Source organism: Flagellimonas profundi (assembly GCF_017313275.1).
GTDB classification, from domain to species: Bacteria; Bacteroidota; Bacteroidia; order Flavobacteriales; family Flavobacteriaceae; genus Flagellimonas; species Flagellimonas profundi.
This window is the reverse complement of sequence record NZ_JAFLNM010000002.1, coordinates 557,229-578,060: the sequence shown is the minus strand read 5'-3', so window position 1 is coordinate 578,060 and position 20,832 is coordinate 557,229. Positions and strand designations below refer to the sequence as shown.

Genomic DNA, 20,832 nt, shown 5'->3' with positions numbered 1-20,832 from the left:
TTATTGGACTCCTTTGGCTGTTTCTTTGTTGTTCAACAATTCAGTCTGCAAAAATGCAAATAATTCCTCGGTTTTTATACTATCCTTAAGGTTCACATACATTTTAAGGGAATCGTGGTGCACTACTTTTATTTTTTGCTGATAGAGGTCGTCCACAAAAACGTAAACTTTGGTATTGGTAATGGAGTCGTTAAAAACTCCTTTTTCTTTTTCCATCCAAGAAAAACCACTGGAACGTTCCATTTCGGGCAACTTGTCTACCAAAAGAACACTGTCCAGCTCGGCCAAAGGTATTTTTTGATAGTAAATTCCGGAGAGGATTTTTAGATTACCCTCCTCAATTTTGTGCCAGTTTTTATAGTGTTCCACAAAGGCAAGAACACATAATATCACGGTCAGGACGATCAAAACGTTCCACAACCAATGTCTTTTTTTTGATGTCATAGTATTTCTCGAAAAACCTTTTGCCCCAGAAGCATTTTGTTAGGAACAAAAGTAATTAATAGAACAACATTGGAATCTGTACAATATTGTGCCCTAACTTATTATCTTTAAACAAACCACTGACCATGCCGACCATTTTCAGAAAAATAAGGAAAGCCCTATTGTCCGAAAATAAGTTTTCCAAGTACCTATTATATGCTCTTGGCGAGATTATTTTGGTAGTAATTGGAATTTTATTGGCCTTACAGATCAATACCTGCAATAACGAAAAAATTCAGAGTGACAAGGAGCAATTCTATCTAAGTGAAATAAGGTCCAGTCTCATTCAAGATTCATTGAACATTAAAAAAGTATTGGAGTTCAACATTAAAAAGAAAAAAGTTGTCAGCGATATGATGGGCACCTTTTCCGATACACTGAACAACCAACAACGCATCGCCGTTTTTAACCAGTCTTCGGATGTTTTTGTGGACTATCGCCTTTTTGAACCAAGCACAACTACCTTCAACAATATGCTTTCCGCGGAAACTATCAGCGTGATCAAGGGTAACCAACTCAAAAATATGTTAACCAATTATTACGAATACAATTATTCGGAAGGGGTTCAAGAACGTTTAGTTCAGATGAACCGAAAAGTTGTTGACGAGGCGTTTCCCGAATTTTTTACCCGAGAATTTGCCAAGGCCCAGTTAAATCTGGATACAGAACTAAGACCTATTGACCAAGTCGAGTTTCATAAAAGTTCTGTTTTAATTTCCGATCTTTACGGCATAGGTTATCTTCTCGTCATGCAAGACAATTTTCTTAAAACCACCTTGTCTGACATTGATAAGCTCATCAAAAAAATAGACCAGAATTTAGAATAGCTATAGTTAAACATATGGATTTTACTGGAAAAAACGTATTGATTACAGGTGCCTCCCGGGGTATTGGAAAAGCAACAGCCATGGCGTTCGCCAAAAAAGGAGCTAAAGTAGGCATCAATTATAGAAGCAATGACGAGGTTGCAAAACAAACCTTGGCCGAATTGCCTGGTGATGGACACCAACTTTTTAAAAGGGATATTTCCCAAAAGCAAGAAACCGAAGCCTTGATCAATGATTTTATAGAGGAATTTGGTCGCCTTGATGTATTGGTGAACAATGCTGGCATTTCCATTTTTCATGAAATTGATAAAGTCGACTTTGACCATTGGACCAACGCCTGGGAAAAAACCTTCGAAACCAACTTATTTGCCGTTGCCAATTTATGCTATTGGGGAGCCAATGCAATGATGAAAACCGGGGGCGGTCATATCGTGAGTGTGTCCTCACGTGGCGCTTTTAGAGGAGAGCCCACCAAACCAGCCTACGGGGCCAGCAAAGCTGCACTGAATTCCATGAGCCAGTCCCTTGCCAAAAAATTGGCGCCGCACCACATTTATGTAGGGGTAGTCGCGCCTGGGTTTACCGAAACCGAAATGGCCAAAGAAACCCTCACCCCTGCCGAGCGGGAAAATCTGTTGCGTGAATCTCCCTTTAAACGAATGGCACAACCCGAAGAGGTGGCCTACGCCGTATTGTTCCTGGCATCGCCCGAGGCAGCTTACTCTTCTGGAACAATTATCGATGTAAACGGCGCATCCTACCTAAGAAGTTAAGTTTATGAAGGCCGCTACCGTCGCACAACTCAAAAAAGAACTCCAATTCAAATCGCAAGAAGAGGTAATGCAACTCTGTCTGCGTTTGGCACGATTTAAAAAAGAAAACAAGGAGTTGCTTACCTATCTTCTTTTTGAGTCCGACAGCGAGGAAGGATACATAGAAACCGTAAAAGAAGAAGTTGATGCCATGTTCGCCGACATCAACATCAACAGTTATTTCTACATCAAAAAAAGCGTTCGAAAAATACTTCGCACCATCAAAAAATATATTCGATATTCTGGGAACAAGGCCACCGAGGTGGAGCTTTTGCTATATTTCTGTGAAAAAATGAAATCGTTTCGGCCTTCCATTAACCGAAATACCACCCTTAAGAATTTGTACAACCGACAATTGGAGTACATCAAAAAGAAAATCCCTTTGCTCCATGAAGACTTGCAACACGATTACGGTGTGGTTCTCGAAGAACTCTATTATTGACCACCCCCAATAAAACGCAGCAAATTCTTTAGAATGTCTCAAAATATGCAAGGATTTGGGTTGTTTGTCTAAATTTTCTCATCGATATTGAGTAAATTGTATCTTTATTCTAACTACTCATAACCAACCTTGACATCATGAGAATGCCAACAACCTCTATGAAGACATGGACGCTACTTTCCATGCTTTTTTCAACCTTATTTATTTACGCACAAAATGCATCGCCCATTACTGTTGATACCAGTTTTTATAGCGGTTTTGAATGGAGGAACATTGGCCCTGACCGGGGCGGACGTTCTTTAGGTGCCTCTGGAAGTCCATCAAGACCTAATGAATATTATTTTGGAGCTACTGGCGGTGGTCTGTGGAAGACCATCGACGGAGGAAATACATGGAAATGTGTAACCGATGGCCAAATAACCAGTTCATCGGTAGGGGCCGTGGCCGTGGCCGAAACCAATCCGGACGTGGTTTACATTGGAATGGGGGAAACCCAGTTAAGAGGAAGCATTACCCAAGGTGATGGTGTTTACAAGACAACAGATGGCGGAAAAAACTGGACCCACCTAGGGTTGGAAGAAACCCAAGCCATTTCCAGAGTTCGAGTAGATCCTACAAATGAAGATATTGTTTACGTTGCCGCTTTGGGACACCCCTACGGCGATAATGAGGAACGCGGTGTTTTTAAATCGGTTGATGGAGGCGAAACATGGAAAAAAGTACTTTATGTCAGCGACAAGGCAGGTGCCGCCGATTTGATCATAGACCGGAATAACCCTAATGTTCTTTATGCCAGTACTTGGCAAGTATACCGTAAAGCATGGAAAATGTGGGGCGGTGGTCCCGATTGTAAACTTTGGAAATCCATGGATGGCGGGGAAACTTGGACAGACCTGACCAAAAATCCGGGAATGCCCGACGGTCCTATCGGAAAAATCGGTGTTACCGTTTCCCCTGTAGATTCTAATAGGGTCTGGGCCATCGTGGAAGCCAACGAAGGTGGTGTTTTCCGTTCGGATGATGCTGGTAAAACTTGGGAATTGACCAACAACGAACGTAAACTAAGGCAACGTGCCTTTTATTACTCCCGTATTTATGCGGACCCCAAGGACAAAGATGTAGTGTATGGCCTAAATGTGGGTTTCTTTAAATCTACCGATGGAGGAAAAACATTTGATGAAAGGATAACAACGCCACATGGCGATAACCACGATCTGTGGATAGACCCCAATAACCCCGATAGAATGATCAATTCCAATGACGGAGGTGGTGTGGTAAGTATCAACGGAGGGAAAACCTGGACCGAACAGGACTATCCAACATCACAGTTTTATCATGTAATGGCCACTAGCGATGTCCCTTATCATGTAGTTGGTGCCCAACAAGACAATTCTACCTTGGCCATGCCAAGTGATGGATGGGATTTTAAGCAAGCCCGCGGTCCAAACCATGGGTGGTACTATGCCGTAGGTGGTGGGGAAAGTGGTTGGATCACCCAAAGTCCGACCAATCCCGATATTTTTTACGCTGGAAGCCAAGGTGCATTGTTAACTCGCTACGATCGAAGTAACGGTCAGATTAGGGATATTCAAGTATACCCACGGTTTTTCTCAGGCGAACCAGCAAGTGCACTCCCAGAGCGTTGGCAATGGACGTTCCCCATTATGTTCGCGCCCAAGGACCCCAATGTAATGTATACCTGCTCCCAACACGTTTGGAAAACTACCAACGATGGGCAGACCTGGGAAAAGATAAGTCCGGACCTTACCTATGCCGACCCGGAAACCTTGGGCAAAACGGGAGGTATTTTAACCATGGACATGAATGGACCAGAGATTTATGCAACCGTGTTCGCTTTGGCTCCGTCCAATCACGATATCAATACCATTTGGGCAGGTTCCGACGATGGAAAAATTCACATTACGCGAGATGGTGGAGCAAACTGGGAGGATATTACGCCCGAAGATCTTCCAAAATATTCAAGAGTAAGCATTATTGAGGAATCCATCCACAACCCTGGAACCTTGTACGTGGCTGCCAACAGATACCAAGTGGATGACAGGGCTCCCTATGTTTTTAAAACACATGATTATGGAAAAACCTGGACCAAAATCATTGCAGGAATAGAGGACGGACACTTTGCCCGAGCAATTCGCGAAGACCATGAAAGGGAAGGCCTATTGTTCTTGGCTACCGAACACGGAGTTTATTTTTCCATAAACGATGGTGCTGAATGGCAATCGCTTCAATTGAACTTGCCCGATACCCCGATCAGGGATTTGGTCATCAAGGACAACGATGTGGTTCTAGGCTCTCACGGTAGAGGGTTTTGGATTTTGGACGATATTCAACCCTTTAGGGAATATTCTGAAGATTTAAAAAGTCAGAAAAATGTATTGTTTAAGCCCACCGATGCCATTAGAGGTGTTTACAATGCCAACTTCCAATACTATTTGGAAGAAGAAGTGGATACGGTGACTTTTTCCATTTTTGACGTCAACAATAATCTCATTGAATCTTTTGGAGGCAACAAACCAAAATACGAAGATGATGGAAGTTCATCGTGGTGGAGTCGTTTTAGCAGCACCAAACCCACCACGGCCAAAGGCATCAATACCTTTACTTGGAACTTGAGATATCCCGGCCCTACCACTTTTGACGGTATTATTATTTGGGGGGCATCTGCCGAAGTGGGCCCCAAAGCCCCGCTCGGCACCTATACGGTACAAATGAAAGTCGGACCAGAAGTTATCAAGAGTTATCCATTTAAAATAGAAATGGACCCCAACCTAAAAGGAATAACGGCGGAAGACCTTCAAAAACAGTTTGAACTGGCTTCCAAAATCACGGAAAAAGCCACTATTGCCAACGAAGCGGTCATCCAAATAAGAAGCATCCGCAAACAAATTGACAGTTTGGGCAAGGGAATTTCCAGTAGAAAGTTCACAAAGCTATCCGAAGATTTGATGGAAACCTTGACCGAAATCGAAGAGGACCTCTATCAGACCAAAAACCAATCGGGTCAAGATCCTTTGAACTTCCCCATCAAATTGAACAACAGGTTCAATGCCTTGCAAAGAAGCATTGAAAATGGGGATGCAAGGCCAACGGATGCCGCCTATGTGGTATTCGATGAGCTTACCGCTGAATTGGACGGCCATATGACCAAATTGAACAACGCATTGGAAAAAGAGCTTCCAAGAGTAAATACCATTTTAGAGGATCACGGGAAACCCACTATAAGTTCGGATTAGGTATTCCAACAGCCAAGACCATAAAGAGCAAATCGTTACCTTTAAGGATATCTGTACATAAACCAACTGTTATGAACCGTTCCTTTATAAAAGTGATGATTTGCTCTTTCTTTTTAATCGCTTTCTCATGCAAAGAAAAACAAGATGAAAAGCATGATCCTCCCGTAGAAAATGCCAAATGGTGGAAAGAAGCCATCGTATACCAGATCTACCCCCGTAGTTTTAAAGATTCGGATGGTGATGGGGTCGGAGACCTACAAGGTATCATTCAGGAGTTGGATTACATCAAAAGTTTGGGCATTACAGCTGTTTGGCTCAACCCCATCTATACTTCACCCAATGCAGACAATGGTTATGATGTGAGCGACTACAGGGATATCATGGAAGAATTCGGCACTATGGCGGATTTTGACAGTTTACTTGCGGGAATGCACCAACGGGACATTAAATTGGTAATGGACATTGTGGTAAACCACAGCAGTGACGAGCATGAATGGTTTAAACAGTCCAGAAGTTCACGGGACAACCCTTATCGCGATTATTACCATTGGTGGCCATCCGAAAAGGGCGAACCTCCATACCGGTACAGTTTGTTCGATGCCAAGGGCGATGCATGGCAATACGATTCCATTACAGATGCATACTACTTACATTATTTTGCCAAAAAACAGCCAGACCTCAACTGGTCCAATCCCAAAGTACGGCAAGAAGTCTACGACATCATGAAATTTTGGGCCGACAAAGGTGTGGACGGGTTCCGTTTGGACGCTTTCCAGTTTGCTGCAAAGGACACTACCTACCCTAAGTTTCCAGATGGGTTTGAAAAGGACTTTATTCAATACTATGCCATGCAAGATGGATTGCACAGCTATTTAAAGGAAATGAGTGAGGAAGTATTTAGCAAATACAACGTGATGAGCGTTGCCGAAGGGGCTGGGAGAAATTTTGAAGATGCCCACAAACTGGTGGACCAAGACCGTAACGAATTGAACATGGCCTACGCTTTCGAAGGTGTGGACATCCCCAAATATGAAGGATACGACCTAAAGACCATGAAAGATGTGTTTACCAAGTGGGACAGGGAATTTGCCGAAGATGGTTGGCTTTCCATTTTCTTGGCCAACCACGACCAAGCTAGAATGGTGAGCAGGTGGGGCAACGACAGCGATGATTTTAGAAGTGCCTCTACCAAACTCTTGAATACTTTTATACTTAGCATGCGGGGCACTCCTTATTGCTATTTCGGAGATGAATTGGGTATGACCAACATCGATTTTGACTCCATATCACAGTATCAGGATATTGCCGCGATCAATGGGTATCAAAAAGCACTTTCTGAAGGAGAGGATATGGAACTTTTTATGAAGAAGCTCAATTTTGGATCCAGGGACAATGGGAGAACTCCAATGCAATGGGACAACTCCGAACATGCAGGTTTTTCCAATGGAACACCATGGCTTCCAGTGAATGACAATTATGTGGATATCAATGTAGAAGATGAAAACGATGATCCAAACTCTGTACTGAACCACTTTAGGAAAATGACAGAGCTCCGAAAGCAAAACTCTGTTTTGGTGTATGGTTCTTATGAACTTGTAGCTCCAGAACATCCTAATATCTATGCATTTACAAGGATTTTAGACGATAAAACAGTGCTGGTTCTGTTAAACTTTTCTGAAGAAACCTCGGAAACAAAACTCAAAGATGAGTGGGACAACCCCTCCATATTGATCAATAATTACCCAGATGTTGAATTCTTTGAGAATTCTGTAAAAATGAAGCCCTATCAGGCCATAATTTTCAACATTGAGGGGTAAACCCCTAAAATCAGATTAATTCTAAATTAAGCACAGTCATTTATCCTACAGCGTATTATTCTTAATTTTACCTTGTCAGGATGAATAAAATTGTAACCATAGGGATATCCCTGCTCATTTTACTCCAAAGTGCCAATATCCATTTTAAGGATTTGGTGGAACTCGGGCAGTTAGTTGAGCATTACCAATTCCACAACGAGGAATATGGTGATAGCTTTATGGTTTTTGTTTCCAAACACTACGGGGAACTTAAAGCTTCACACAGCGAAAAGCACCAAGAAGAACAAAAAGAGCACGAAAAATTGCCTTTTCAGCATCAAACCCAATGTGCACAGCCTTTGGTTTTTGTGCTTGGCGCTGACAACTTTGTTGACTCCCGTTCCGAAATACCCGTAGCCACCAAAGGAAATTTTCACTATCAAATATCTTACTCCCACATTTGGGGAGACGATCCCTTTCAGCCGCCCAAACAAGCATAATTCATATTTTTTCAGCTTAGCTGAAGACTTGTATCAAGCCTTATTCCATTTTAATAATGCTATCATTTATATGAATCATGTTTTCAAAAATTATCAACTTTAGTATTAGGAACAAGTTTATTGTTCTATTATTTACAACGGCCATAGCCATTGTGGGTTTATACTCACTATCCCAAATACCTATCGGGGCCGTTCCCGATGTTACCAACAATCAGGTCCAGGTAATCACGACCTCGAGGAGCTTGTCCACACAGGACATGGAAAAGTTTGTCACCTATCCGGTAGAACTGGAAATGGCCAACCTCCCGGGCGTAAAGGAAATCCGTTCGGTATCCAAGTTCGGGCTATCCGTGGTTACCATAGTCTTTGAAGACGATTTGGGCACCTTTTTGCCAAGGCAGCTCATCGCCGAAAAAATTAAATCTGCATCCAGCCGAATCCCCGAAGGATTTGGAAGCCCCGAGATGGGTCCCATCACAACAGGGTTGGGAGAAATCTATCAGTACATTCTGGATGTAAAGCCCAAATATAAAGATCAGTACTCCTCCACAGAGCTGCGCACCATCCAAGATTGGATCGTAAAACGTCAGCTTTCGGGTATTCCAGGTGTGGTCGAAGTAAATACATGGGGAGGACACCTCAAGCAATACGAGGTGGCCATCCAGACCCAAAAGCTCAATGCCTTGAACATTACGGCAAGAGAGGTCTTTACTGCATTGGAAAAAAACAACAGTGTTACCGGTGGCGGTTATATCGAAAAAGTGAACCAAGCCTATTTTATTCGCGGCGAAGGCTTGGTGAGTAATCTTAAGGATATTGAACACATTGTGGTGACCACAAGAAATGGCATTCCTATTTATATTAAGGACGTGGCCAAAGTTGGTTTTGGAAGTGCGCCCCGTTTTGGTGCCATTACAGGAAATGGAGAGGGCGAAAAAGTGCTCGGCCAGATCATGATGCTTAAGGATGCCGATTCCAAACGCGTCATCGAAGCGGTCAAGGAACGAGTGGATGCCATTTCCAAATCGCTTCCGGAAGGGGTTTACATTAACCCATTTCTGGATCGCAGTGAGCTTATCGGAAGAACAACATTCACTGTTACCGAGAACTTGGTCTTAGGGTGCTTAATTGTGATTTTTGTAGTGGTACTGCTGCTGGGCAACTGGCGTTCGGGCCTTGTTGTAGCCTCTGTAATACCCCTTTGTTTGCTTTTCGCACTCACCTTAATGAACATTTTTGGGGTCGATGCAAACTTGTTGAGTCTTGGGGCCATTGACTTTGGTATCATTATAGACGGGGCCGTGATCATTGTGGAGTACATTGCTTTCCAAATCTCTCGAAAACAGGCAGAAATTGTCAACTTAGGTAAGGAAGCTACTCAATCCATTAAGGATAAAATCACTGTAGAGGGAGCCACTAAAATGATGAACTCTGCCGTATTTGGACAGCTCATTATTTTAATTGTTTTCATCCCGATACTATCACTTAGCGGTGTAGAGGGGAAAATGTTCAAGCCCATGGCATTGACATTCAGTTTTGCCCTTTTGGGAGCTGTTTTGTTATGTTTTACCTATGTGCCCGTAGCTTCTGCCCTATTCCTAAAACCAGCAAAGGAATCGTCAAAAAACATATCCGTTCGTTTGGTCAACTGGATCAACAAGCAATATGAACCCGTAATCGAATGGGCCATGAAAAGCAAAAAAATGGTGCTTTCCATTGCCGCTGCCTTGCTGGTAGGGGCCATCTTGTTGTTCTCTACCATGGGAGGCGAATTTGTACCGACTTTGGATGAAGGGGATTTTGTGATTCAACCCATACTAAAAACCGGAACATCGTTGGCCAAGACCGTGGAGACGACCACTAAAATTGAACAGATTCTGATAGATCAGTTTCCTGAGGTAAAGCAAGTGGTGAGCCGTATCGGTGCCGCGGAAGTGCCCACGGACCCCATGTCGATGGAAGAAAGTGATGTGATTATTGCATTAAAGCCCAAAGATGAATGGGTCTCCGCCGAAACCAAGGATGAATTGGCCGATCAGTTCAAAGAAGCCCTAACAGTGATTCCAGGAATGGAGGTCGAGTTTACCCAACCCATTGAAATGCGTTTCAATGAATTGATTACCGGGGTACGTGCCGATATTGCCATTAAAATATTTGGGGAGAACTTGGAAACATTGAACCGAAAGGCCAACGAGATCAAAGATCTTATCCAAAATGTGGAAGGGGCATCCGATATTGTTGTGGAAAAAGTAGAAGGTCTTCCGCAGATGAACGTATCCTTCGACCGTGCCAAAATCGCCCGTCACGGACTTAACATTGCCGACCTCAATGAAATGATTTCCATGGGGTTTGCAGGCAAAGTCGTGGGAAGTGTATTCGAAGGGGAAAGACAGTTTGATCTTGCCGTTCGATTGGATTCGGAGAATCGTCAGGATATATCCAACCTCAGAAACCTTTATGTGGATATTCCCAACGGCGGCAAAATCCCGATGAGTGAATTGGCTGAGATCACCTATCAAAAAGGAGCAGCAAAAATTTCACGTGATGATACCAAAAGACGTATTGTAGTGGGCATCAACGTGCGGAACCGAGACCTTCAATCCGTTGTGGACGATGTACAACTCTTGGTTGATGAAAACATTTCATTGCCTCCTGGATACATTATTACCTACGGTGGGCAGTTCGAGAACCTTCAAAATGCTAAAGCAAGATTAATGATCGCTGTGCCCATTGCATTGTTGCTCATCTTTATCATGCTCTACTTTGCTTTTGGCTCAGTGAAGGAAGCTTTGCTTATTTTCTCTGCCATTCCACTTTCCGCAGTGGGCGGTGTACTACTGCTTTGGTTACGAGATATGCCCTTTAGTATTTCCGCTGGAGTTGGGTTTATCGCTCTTTTTGGTATTGCCGTTTTGAACGGAATTGTATTGATTGAACATTTTAAAGAACTCAAAGGAAAAGACTTTGACTCCATGGAGGACCTGATCAAACAGGGAACCAAGGATAGACTACGTGCGGTATTGTTGACAGCTTCCGCTGCCGCTTTGGGCTTTTTGCCGATGGCAGTATCCACCAATGCAGGTGCCGAGGTGCAGCGACCCCTTGCTACCGTGGTAATCGGTGGATTGGTGACGGCCACCATGCTCACATTGGTAATATTGCCCGTTTTATATGCCTACACCCACAACATAAAATTCCGTGGTATGAGAAAAAGAAGGAAAGAACGAAGAATGAGAAAACGAAACGCATTGACAATGATGCTACTACTGGTTTCTCTTTCGGGTTTTTCACAAACCAAATTGAACTTGGAAGATTTGATGGCCCTTTCGTTGGAAAACAATAAGGGAATCCAAGCTGGTTCTTTAATGGTAGATCAAGCAGAAACCCTTAAAGGAACGGCTTTTGAGTTCGATAAAACTGATGTTTACTACCAGTATGATGAGAACAACTTGGCATTGAACGGAGAACCCCTCAAGGTTTTTGGGGCGCAACAACAGTTCGAGTTCCCTACGGTATACGGCGCCAAGAACAGGCTTCAAAAATCGAATTATGAACTTCAGAAATCATCGTTTGAAATTCAGAAGAAGCAACTGTACCAATCGTTGAGCAATGCCTACTATCAATATCAGACATTAAATCAAAAAGCAAAACTTTACAGTACACTCGATAGTATTTACAGCAAATTCGCCCATGCGGCCAACAGACGTTTTGAACTCGGCGAGACCAACTATTTGGAAAAAGTGACGGCCACTGCCAAACAACGTCAGATTGCGAACACCTATTCGAAGGTAAAGCAACAAATCCTGACCACTTATGGCCGGATTGTGAGTTTGGTGCAAAGTGAGGATACCCTGCAAATTATGGATGAAAAACCAGAAAAGCTCGTGGTACTGAATTCCCAAGGGATGTTGCAAACGGAGACCTCCTTTTTGGACAATCGCCAAGAGCTGAGCAATGCCCAAAAGAGTCTGGAGGAAAATAGATTGTTGCCCGACCTCAACTTGGAATATTTTCAAGGAACCAACAGTGGTCTTGGAACATCTTTGTACGGCATTCAATTAGGGGTCCGTATACCAATTTTCTTCTTTGGACACAGTAGTAAAGTGAAGTCGTCCAAAATCCAGACAAAGATTACAGAGATGGAGAACACCGAAATCACTGTAGCCATGAACCAGCGTTATAAAACGTTGCTAGGGCAACTCGAGCAACAGGCCAAGGAGCTCTCTTACTATGAGGATGAAGGCGGTCTTCTTTCCGATCAAATTTTGAAAGCGGCCTCCGGAAACTTTCAAAATGGGGAAATCGACTTTTTCCAATACATACAAAGTTTGGAAAACGCCTACGACATCCAGCTCAATTATTTGGATGTGCTCAACCAATACAATCAAACCGTAATCGCCATTAATTACTTGACAATAACATTATAACAATGAAACATATATTTCAAATAGCTGCTGTTTTCCTTCTGTTGATGGGCTGCGGCGATAAGAACAAGGAAGCATCCGCTACCAAAGAACAAGGGGAAGAATCTGGGATCGTGGTCACACAGGATCAATTCGACACCAACGACCTTATGATCGGTGCAATGGAAAAAAGAACCTTTCCCAAAATGGTGGAGACATCCGGAATGATCGATGTTCCACCAGAAAACCGGGCCAGCATTACTGCGTTTATGGGCGGTTTTGTAAAACAGACATCGCTACTTGTCGGTGATCAGGTAAAAAAAGGGCAACTATTGGTAGTGTTGGAAAATCAGGAGTTTGTACAAATGCAGCAGGATTACCTTGAGGTATTCAATCAATTGGATTACCTAAAGGCAGAGTTTGAAAGGAACCAAACGCTGTTTGATGAGAAAATCGCCTCCCAAAAAAACTTTCTTCAAGCAAAAAGCAACTACGAAATGGCCAAGGCACGCTATCAAGGCTTGAAAGAGCAATTACAAATGCTGAATATTTCGCCAAGTAAAGTGGAACAAGGAAATATCTCATCACAGGCGGCCATTTATGCTCCCATTGCTGGAAGCATTACAAAAATGAACGTGGCCAAGGGAAGCTATGTTTCGCCCGCTACCGAAATTTTGGAAATCGTTGACAATGACCATGTACATTTGGAGCTCACGGTTTTTGAGAAGGATATTTTAAAAGTGAAGAAGGGTCAAAAAATCCAGTTCAAGATTCCAGAAGCTTCCGAAGAAGCCTTTGATGCGGAAGTACATTTAGTGGGAACATCCATTGACGATGCCAAACGAACAATTAAGGTCCATGGACACTTGGCCCACGAAGAGGACGGTAACTTTCTGCCGGGAATGTTCGTAGATGCGATGATCATGACCGATACAACCAAAACTTGGTCGTTGCCCGAAGAAGCCGTAATCGAATCAGAGGGCAACTATTATGTGCTTAAGTTGATCGATAAAAAGGATGGAGGCTACACCTTTGAGAGAGTGGCTGTAAAACAAGGTGGTACCTTTGATGGGTATACCGAGATCATATCGACCGGACTTAACGAAACAGACCAATTTTTGGTCAAGGGTGTGTTTGATTTGATCGGAGGATAGATCAATTTACCCCAGACCCACATCCAAGGTCATCATAATTATAAATCCACCGATAAAGCCCATTGTGGCGATATCGGTGTATTTATCCTGTTGTGTTTCCGGAATCACCTCTTCCACTACCACAAAGATCATCGCTCCAGCGGCAAATGCAAGTGCGTAGGGCAATATAGGTTCAAAGGTCAATACCGCCCAAGCCCCCAATACACCAGCAATGGGTTCTACCAAGGCAGATGCCTGACCGTACATCCAACTTTTTCTTCGGCTGAGACCATGCCTACGCATAGGTACCGCAACGGCAAAACCTTCTGGAAAGTTTTGCAAACCGATGCCCAACGCCAAAGCCACAGCACCACCAATGGTTGCCCCTTCAAAGCCTGAAGCTACTCCTCCAAAGAGAACACCAACTGCCAATCCTTCTGGAATATTGTGCAATGTAATGGCCAAGACCAACAAGGTGGTACGATGCCAAGGCGTCTTTACCCCTTCTGCCTCATCTATTTTAAAATTGATGTGCAAGTGAGGTAAAATTTTATCCAGCCCAAAAATAAAGGCTGCGCCCGTTAAAAAGCCAACAGCTGCCGGAATCACTTTAACAAAACCGTCACCAGGACTCATTTCAATTCCTGGCGCTAACAAGCTCCAAAAACTGGCAGCTACCATTACACCTCCAGTGAATCCCAACATTCCATCCAATAGGGCCCGATTCGGGCTTTTGAACAAAAACACCAGACCTGCCCCAGCAGCGGTCAGTCCCCAAGTAAAAAGTGTAGCGTACAAAGCTGCCAATACAGGGTCTATTTCTTGAAAATATTGAATTACGTGTTCCATCAGTCGTTCTTTTTTACATAAAGGTTAGCTGCAATTTGATGTGATATTCGCATTTCTTTTCCTTCCATTTGAATACGAAGGGAATTGTCAAAATCTTCCTTGTCCATTACTTTAATGGTGTTCCCAAGAGCGATTTTATTCTTGTCCAAGAATTTTAGAAAGGGTACTGAAGAATCTTTGACTCCCACACATACTCCTTGGGAGTTGATGGGAATTTCACTGAGCAATTTTTCATCGCGCTCCTGAAACTTTCCATCTTTGGTTGGGATGGGATCCCCATGCGGATCGTATTTGGGAAAATCAAGAAGCTCATCGATCTTATCGATCAACTTTTCACTTTTGATGTGCTCCAATTGTTCGGCCACCTCGTGTACCTCATCCCAAGTAAAATCAAGTTTCTTTACCAAAAAAACTTCCCATAAACGGTGCTTTCTAATAATGGACAAAGCTGTTTTCACCCCAGCATCGGTCAACGACACACCTTGATAGCGAACATAATCCACCAATCCTTTTTCCGATAATCTTTTGGCCATATCGGTTACCGAAGATGGTTTTGTTTCCATTTGCTCCGCAATGGCATTGGTGGTAATGGACTTGGAATCGCCACCTCCCAAATGAAAAATCGTCTTTAAATAATTCTCCTCTGATCGGGTCATTAAAAAATCTTTTTTCAAAAATACATTTTTATTTAACAAAATCTATTTTTAGTTTTGTCTAAATTTAAATTTTTATTAATTGAAATCAATCTACAGACATCTCGCCTTCTTATGGATGGCCTTGGCTTGCAATTATTGTTTTGCCCAATCGGCATCTTTGAACGGTAAGGTTACCAGCAACGGAGAGCCCTTGCCCTTAGCCAACGTGCTGTTGAAAGAAACTGAAATAGGAACGGCCACGGATATTGATGGTGTATTTGAGCTGACCAACATTCAGGCAGGAGATTATGTGGTTTTAGTGACTTCATTGGGATATCAACCGTATCAAACCAAAATCAGCCTAGGAGCAGGAGCCAATAAAACCATCAACATACAATTGGAACCCTCCGCACAAAGTTTGGACGAAACAGTAGTGACGGGCACCCTAAAACCGGTAAGCCGATTGGAAAGTCCTGTGCCAGTGGAGGTCTACTCCCCTACGTTTTTGAAAAAGAACCCTACCGCCAGCGTTTTTGATGCCCTTCAAAATGTGAACGGGGTTCGTCCACAGATCAATTGTAACGTGTGTAATACGGGCGATATCCATATCAATGGATTGGAGGGACCATATACCCTTGTTCTTATCGATGGGATGCCCATTGTAAGTGGTTTGGGTACAGTGTATGGCCTCACAGGCATCCCAAACTCCCTGATCGAGCAGATTGAAATCGTTAAAGGTCCCGCCTCCTCACTTTATGGCAGCGAAGCGGTCGGTGGACTCATCAACATCATTACAAAAAATGCTTTGAGTGCACCCGAATTTTTTGCCGATGGCTTTGCCACAGGCTGGGGAGAGTATAATTTGGATGTGGGCAGTAAAATATCGGTCAGTGATAAAACGAACCTGCTTTTGGGCCTCAACTACTTCAATTATGATGTTCCTGTGGACAATAACGGTGATAATTTTACCGATCTGACCCTTCAGGACCGCATCTCCATATTTCAAAAATGGGATTTTGAAAGAGAGGACAACCGGTTGTTCTCTTTGGCAGGACGGTTTTTCTACGAGGACCGCTGGGGTGGCGAAATGCAGTGGACCCCAGAGTACCGAGGCGGGGATGAAATCTATGGGGAAAGCATTTATACCCGAAGATGGGAATTGCTAGGGAAATATCAGTTGCCGTTCAAGGAAAAGTTCCTCCTCTCCTTCTCCTATAATGATCACAATCAAAACTCGGTATACGGCGATACGGAATATTTGGCGGACCAACGTATTGGTTTTGCGCAATTGACCTGGGACAAGGCGGCTGGGAATCACGATCTGTTGTTGGGGAGTGCAATCCGTTATAATTATTACGACGACAATACGCCCGCGACCACCGAGGCCGACAATATCTGGATTCCTAGTGTATTTGCACAGGACGAATACACCTTTGCTCCAAAACATTCTTTTTTGGCCGGACTACGGTACGATTATGACCAACGCCACGGCAACATTCTAACCCCACGAGCAGCTTACAAGTGGAAGGTTTCCGACAACGATATCTTTCGGGTAAATGCGGGTACTGGATTTCGTGTAGTCAACTTGTTTACCGAAGATCATGCAGCGCTTACAGGGTCTAGGGAGGTTATCATAGCAGAAGAACTGAAGCCAGAACGCTCCGTGAATGTAAACATCAATTATTTGAAGAAAATATATAGCGACAATGGTACTTTCATCGGGTTGGATGCTTCTGCATTTTACACTCGATTCTCGAACGTTATCCTCCCAGATTATGAGACTGATCCCAACCAAATCATTTATGATAACCTAGACGGAAAATCGGTTTCCCAAGGGGTAAGCGCCAACTTGGACATAGCATTTCCGAGCAGTTTTAAGATTATGGTCGGGGCCACTTGGCAAGACGTAAGTAGCACCGAAAATGGGGTTACCCAACAGCAAATCCTAACCGAAAGTATTACAGCTACGTGGAATTTATCGTACACTTTTCATTCGCTAAAGCTTACCGCGGATTATACAGGGAACTTGTACGGACCGATGCGACTGCCTCTTTTGGGCGATATGGACCCACGAAGTGAGTATTCACCCACTTGGAGCATCCAGAACATTCAATTTACCTACAAAGGACTGAACAATTTTGAGGTGTATGGAGGAGTGAAAAACTTATTGGATTGGACACCAAACCGTGGCAACCCATTTATTATCGCACGGGCTAACGACCCTTTTGACAAGGAAGTCACGTTTGACAATAGCGGCAATGCCGTGGCAACTCAGAACAATCCCTATGCACTTACCTTCGACCCTTCTTATGTGTACGGACCCAATCAGGGCATACGTGGTTTTTTTGGATTACGGTATACGGTTTTTTAGAGTTGAATAAAGATTAACTACCTTACATAGGAAATGTAAATCGATTCATATGGCCAGAAATATAAAAAAAGTAGCCGCTGCCCAACTTACCCCTGTTTTCCTTGATAAAGAAAGAACAGTTGAGAAAGCCTGCAATGCCATTAAAGAAGCTGGGGGAAAGGGAGCCGAACTTATTGTATTTCCAGAAGCATTTATCTCTGGATATCCAGATTGGGTATGGCTTGTTCCCAATAGTAAAGGAGCAGAATTAAACGAGCTTTATTTAAGATTGGTGGAAAATGCTGTTTCTATTCCCGATGCATTCACAATTAAACTATGCAAGGCCGCCAAAGAAGCAAAAATCAATGTTGTAATCGGATTGCATGAGCGTAATTCAGAAACCAGTAATACTAGCTTATTTAATAGTCTTTTGTTTATTGACCATAACGGAAAAATCCTGGGTAAACACCGAAAGTTGATTCCTACAGGTGGAGAACGATTGGTTTGGTCTCGAGGCGATGGCAGTACGCTATCGTCTTATGACACCTCTGTTGGGAAAATAGCTGGATTGATCTGTTGGGAAAACTATATGCCCTTGGCTCGAACGGCAATCTATGAAATGGGTACGCAAATTTTGACTTCACCCACTTGGGATAAAAGTCCAAACTGGATTCAGTCCATGCAACATATTGCAAGAGAAGGAGGATTGTTTGTAATAAGTACCTGTATGGCCCTAAAAATGGATAATATTCCTGATGAATTTGAATTTAAGAACCTTTACCCTAAAGACAGGGAATGGATAAATGTGGGCAATAGTCTCATTATTGCGCCCAACGGAAAAATAATCGCAGGACCTTTAGAAGCAGAAGAAGGAATCCTATATGCGGATATCAATTTACAGGATATAATAAAAGCAAAAAGAATGTTTGATGTAGTTGGGCATTACGCTCGACCGGATGTTTTTAATTTCAAATTTTCCCATTAGATATAATATTGTCAAAAGATTCTCGAAGGAGCATTAGTGTTTTATCCTGTCTACTGTTTGATGAAAAGTAATATTCAACACTTCACATTTCTTATTTTTGAAGAATGCCCCATTACGATTACATCATCATAGGAGCGGGAGCTGCCGGCCTTTTGTTGGCCGATGCCTTGGGCAAGGACGAGTTCTTTGCTTCCAAATCCATTTTGGTGCTGGATAAGGACAACAAATCCAAAAACGACCGTACCTGGTGTTTTTGGGAACGGGGTAATGGCCCTTATGATGGGTTGATTTATAAAACTTGGGACCATATTTATGTAGGCGGTCAACAACTTCAAAAATCAACTTCCATTGCACCATACACCTACAAGATGTTACGCGGTATTGACTTCAACAACCACTATTTACCTAAGGTAAAAGCCTATCCCAACATTACCTGGGCGCAGGAAGAAGTAACCGATGTTGATGAGCAAGAAAAAGAGGTTTTAGTGACCACTGCCTCTAAAAAATATACAGGACAAACGGTATTTTCCAGTCTGTATGATGCTTCAATCCCTTTAAAACAAAGTAAATTCCCCGTTTTACAACAACATTTTGTAGGATGGACAATAAAAACCGAACAGTCGGTATTTAAATTTGGAGAAGCCACTTTTATGGACTTTTCGGTCCCCCAAAAAGGCAACACGCGCTTTATGTATGTGCTTCCTTTTTCGGAAAACCAAGCCTTGGTGGAGTACACCTTGTTCTCTGAGCATTTATTGGAAACAAATGAGTACGAGGAAGCCATCAAAACATATATTAAAACCAAGTTTGGCGACACTCCATACACGATTGAAGAAACTGAATATGGTAGTATCCCAATGACCTGTTATCCGTTCCATAAGCACAATTCCGACCGGATATTTTATATTGGAATTGTCGGTGGATGGGCAAAACCAAGTACAGGTTATACCTTTTACAACACAAGTAGGCAAGTACCCAAATTGGTGGAACATGTAAAGGCAGGCAAACCATTATCCCAATTTTACCAAAAAAGCAGGTTTACTTTTTACGATATGCTTTTGTTGGATATTCTGTACGAGAACAATCACTTGGGACACGAAATTTTTGAGTCGATGTTCAAAAGAAGAAAAGCTTCGCTGATCTTAAAATTTCTCGAGAATGAAACCAATTTATGGGAAGAGCTCAAAATTGTAACGGCTCCCAAGCCCATGCCGTTTATTAAAGCTTTGTTTAAGCGGATCTTTTAAGTGGTCCGCTCCATCAAACTTTCGCCAAATTGCTTTAGCAATGCCTTATTTTTCTCTGGAAGTTCGGTTTCCGCCAAAGCATCAAACGCCTTTTGAGTAAAACTTTTTATGGCCTTTTTGGTTTCTTCCACGGCACCACTTTCCTTAAAAATAGTTGTTACCGCGGCTACTTTCGCGGTGGAATCTTCTGGTTTAATGGAGTATAGGTGCAACAAACCATCTTGATCGTCCTTAGAGGCTTTTTCCAAGGATTTTAAGTACAAATAAGTCTTTTTGTTTTCCATAATATCCCCCCCGACCTGTTTACCAAAAGTTTTGGGGTCGCCAAAAGCATCCAAGTAATCGTCCTGCAATTGGAATGCAATACCTAGATTACGACCAAACTCATAAATGGCGTCTGCATCCTTCTCAGATCCATTGGCCACAATGGCACCCATCTTCATCGCAGCAGCGACCAGAACCGAAGTTTTATATTCGATCATTTTCAAATACTCCGGGATTGTTACATCGTCACGGGTCTCAAAATCCACATCATATTGTTGGCCTTCGCATACCTCAAGGGCCGTTTTGCTGAACAACTTGGTCAGTTTAAAATATGTTTCTGCCGGATAGCTTTCAAAAAATTGATAGGACAAAATCAACATGGCATCGCCCGAAAGGATTCCCGTGTTCACATCCCATTTTTCATGCACCGTGGTTTTTCCCCTTCGTAATGGTGCATCGTCCATAATATCATCGTGTACCAAGGAAAAATTATGGAACATTTCTACCGCCAAGGCGGCATCCAGCGCATCTTTGGCTTTTCCTCCAAAGGCCTCGGCCGTCATTAAAGTAAGTATGGGCCGCATTCTTTTACCTCCCAACCCCAAAATATATTGTACAGGTTCATACAAATTCTTAGGCTCCCCTAACTGGGTCCTTGCCTTAAGATCCGTAACAAACTGCTCCCTATACTGACTAATGATATCGATATCTGACATGGAGCCAAAAATACATTCAAATATTGAATTTGAGATGAAGACTCCAGCTTAAAACATGGATTCGTAGTATCCAAATTTGAAAAATGGGCTCCGTTTTGAAAAAATTTCAGAAAAACTGCAATGAAATAATTTTTAT

At 42.9% G+C, this 20,832-nt stretch carries 15 protein-coding genes; 11 read left to right on the top strand and 4 right to left on the bottom strand.

The genetic code is table 11. The annotated features are described in order from the left end of the window. Nucleotides 1-444, bottom strand: coding sequence for a hypothetical protein (locus J0654_RS11550; protein WP_207029108.1), 444 nt, complete (start codon nucleotides 442-444; stop codon nucleotides 1-3). A gap of 125 nt (nucleotides 445-569) precedes the next feature. Between J0654_RS11550 and J0654_RS11545 the strand changes: the two genes are divergently transcribed. The 8 genes from J0654_RS11545 to J0654_RS11510 all read left to right on the top strand — a co-directional run bounded on the left by J0654_RS11545 (nucleotide 570) and on the right by J0654_RS11510 (nucleotide 13,671). Next, nucleotides 570-1,310 carry a DUF6090 family protein gene (locus J0654_RS11545; RefSeq protein WP_207029106.1) on the top strand — a complete coding sequence of 247 codons (741 nt, stop codon included), beginning with the start codon at nucleotides 570-572 and terminating at the stop codon, nucleotides 1,308-1,310. Between the two features lie 14 nt (nucleotides 1,311-1,324). Continuing rightward, nucleotides 1,325-2,083 (top strand): SDR family NAD(P)-dependent oxidoreductase, encoded by a 759-nt coding sequence (locus J0654_RS11540; protein WP_207029104.1) that lies wholly within the window; start codon nucleotides 1,325-1,327, stop codon nucleotides 2,081-2,083. Between the two features lie 4 nt (nucleotides 2,084-2,087). Further along, nucleotides 2,088-2,564, top strand: coding sequence for a hypothetical protein (locus J0654_RS11535; protein ID WP_207029102.1), 477 nt, complete (start codon nucleotides 2,088-2,090; stop codon nucleotides 2,562-2,564). Nucleotides 2,565-2,722: 158 nt separating this feature from the next. Then, the gene (locus J0654_RS11530; RefSeq protein WP_237685966.1) at nucleotides 2,723-5,818 is read left to right on the top strand and encodes a VPS10 domain-containing protein; all 3,096 of its coding nucleotides are present in this window, start codon (nucleotides 2,723-2,725) and stop codon (nucleotides 5,816-5,818) included. Between the two features lie 71 nt (nucleotides 5,819-5,889). Next, nucleotides 5,890-7,635 (top strand): glycoside hydrolase family 13 protein, encoded by a 1,746-nt coding sequence (locus J0654_RS11525; protein ID WP_207029098.1) that lies wholly within the window; start codon nucleotides 5,890-5,892, stop codon nucleotides 7,633-7,635. Nucleotides 7,636-7,715: 80 nt separating this feature from the next. Next, entirely contained in the window at nucleotides 7,716-8,114 is a 399-nt protein-coding gene (locus J0654_RS11520; RefSeq protein ID WP_207029096.1) for a hypothetical protein, read from the top strand. A gap of 77 nt (nucleotides 8,115-8,191) precedes the next feature. Further along, nucleotides 8,192-12,541 carry a CusA/CzcA family heavy metal efflux RND transporter gene (locus J0654_RS11515; protein ID WP_207029094.1) on the top strand — a complete coding sequence of 1,450 codons (4,350 nt, stop codon included), beginning with the start codon at nucleotides 8,192-8,194 and terminating at the stop codon, nucleotides 12,539-12,541. A 2-nt stretch (nucleotides 12,542-12,543) separates the two neighbouring features. Continuing rightward, entirely contained in the window at nucleotides 12,544-13,671 is a 1,128-nt protein-coding gene (locus J0654_RS11510; RefSeq protein WP_207029092.1) for an efflux RND transporter periplasmic adaptor subunit, read from the top strand. A 6-nt stretch (nucleotides 13,672-13,677) separates the two neighbouring features. Here J0654_RS11510 and J0654_RS11505 read toward each other — a convergent pair whose 3' ends face one another. Together J0654_RS11505 and J0654_RS11500 are read right to left on the bottom strand one after the other, a co-directional pair. Then, entirely contained in the window at nucleotides 13,678-14,499 is an 822-nt protein-coding gene (locus tag J0654_RS11505; protein WP_207029091.1) for a ZIP family metal transporter, read from the bottom strand. Beyond that, a complete protein-coding gene (locus J0654_RS11500) occupies nucleotides 14,499-15,155 on the bottom strand; it encodes a metal-dependent transcriptional regulator (protein WP_207029089.1) in 657 nt (218 codons plus the stop codon). The genes J0654_RS11505 and J0654_RS11500 overlap by 1 nt, the downstream gene beginning before the upstream one ends. A 115-nt stretch (nucleotides 15,156-15,270) precedes the next feature. Between J0654_RS11500 and J0654_RS11495 the strand changes: the two genes are divergently transcribed. From J0654_RS11495 to J0654_RS11485, 3 genes are all read left to right on the top strand, one after another. Then, entirely contained in the window at nucleotides 15,271-17,505 is a 2,235-nt protein-coding gene (locus J0654_RS11495; RefSeq protein ID WP_207029605.1) for a TonB-dependent receptor, read from the top strand. 49 nt (nucleotides 17,506-17,554) lie between these two features. Further along, nucleotides 17,555-18,469 carry a carbon-nitrogen hydrolase family protein gene (locus J0654_RS11490; protein ID WP_207029087.1) on the top strand — a complete coding sequence of 305 codons (915 nt, stop codon included), beginning with the start codon at nucleotides 17,555-17,557 and terminating at the stop codon, nucleotides 18,467-18,469. 104 nt (nucleotides 18,470-18,573) lie between these two features. Then, a complete protein-coding gene (locus J0654_RS11485; RefSeq protein ID WP_207029086.1) occupies nucleotides 18,574-19,716 on the top strand; it encodes a lycopene cyclase family protein in 1,143 nt (380 codons plus the stop codon). Here the strand turns inward: J0654_RS11485 and J0654_RS11480 are convergent. Next, complete coding sequence (locus tag J0654_RS11480) at nucleotides 19,713-20,696, bottom strand: polyprenyl synthetase family protein (RefSeq protein ID WP_207029084.1); 984 nt, start codon at nucleotides 20,694-20,696, stop codon at nucleotides 19,713-19,715. The genes J0654_RS11485 and J0654_RS11480 overlap by 4 nt on opposite strands. Nucleotides 20,697-20,832: the final 136 nt, after the last annotated feature.

What these genes read in the sequence shown, in the direction of transcription:
- J0654_RS11550 (WP_207029108.1), bottom strand. Translation starts at nt 444, where the DNA reads ATGACATCAAAAAAAAGACATTGGTTGTGGAACGTTTTGATCGTCCTG.
- J0654_RS11545 (WP_207029106.1), top strand. Translation starts at nt 570, where the DNA reads ATGCCGACCATTTTCAGAAAAATAAGGAAAGCCCTATTGTCCGAAAAT.
- J0654_RS11540 (WP_207029104.1), top strand. Translation starts at nt 1,325, where the DNA reads ATGGATTTTACTGGAAAAAACGTATTGATTACAGGTGCCTCCCGGGGT.
- J0654_RS11535 (WP_207029102.1), top strand. Translation starts at nt 2,088, where the DNA reads ATGAAGGCCGCTACCGTCGCACAACTCAAAAAAGAACTCCAATTCAAA.
- J0654_RS11530 (WP_237685966.1), top strand. Translation starts at nt 2,723, where the DNA reads ATGAAGACATGGACGCTACTTTCCATGCTTTTTTCAACCTTATTTATT.
- J0654_RS11525 (WP_207029098.1), top strand. Translation starts at nt 5,890, where the DNA reads ATGAACCGTTCCTTTATAAAAGTGATGATTTGCTCTTTCTTTTTAATC.
- J0654_RS11520 (WP_207029096.1), top strand. Translation starts at nt 7,716, where the DNA reads ATGAATAAAATTGTAACCATAGGGATATCCCTGCTCATTTTACTCCAA.
- J0654_RS11515 (WP_207029094.1), top strand. Translation starts at nt 8,192, where the DNA reads ATGTTTTCAAAAATTATCAACTTTAGTATTAGGAACAAGTTTATTGTT.
- J0654_RS11510 (WP_207029092.1), top strand. Translation starts at nt 12,544, where the DNA reads ATGAAACATATATTTCAAATAGCTGCTGTTTTCCTTCTGTTGATGGGC.
- J0654_RS11505 (WP_207029091.1), bottom strand. Translation starts at nt 14,499, where the DNA reads ATGGAACACGTAATTCAATATTTTCAAGAAATAGACCCTGTATTGGCA.
- J0654_RS11500 (WP_207029089.1), bottom strand. Translation starts at nt 15,155, where the DNA reads ATGACCCGATCAGAGGAGAATTATTTAAAGACGATTTTTCATTTGGGA.
- J0654_RS11495 (WP_207029605.1), top strand. Translation starts at nt 15,271, where the DNA reads ATGGCCTTGGCTTGCAATTATTGTTTTGCCCAATCGGCATCTTTGAAC.
- J0654_RS11490 (WP_207029087.1), top strand. Translation starts at nt 17,555, where the DNA reads ATGGCCAGAAATATAAAAAAAGTAGCCGCTGCCCAACTTACCCCTGTT.
- J0654_RS11485 (WP_207029086.1), top strand. Translation starts at nt 18,574, where the DNA reads ATGCCCCATTACGATTACATCATCATAGGAGCGGGAGCTGCCGGCCTT.
- J0654_RS11480 (WP_207029084.1), bottom strand. Translation starts at nt 20,696, where the DNA reads ATGTCAGATATCGATATCATTAGTCAGTATAGGGAGCAGTTTGTTACG.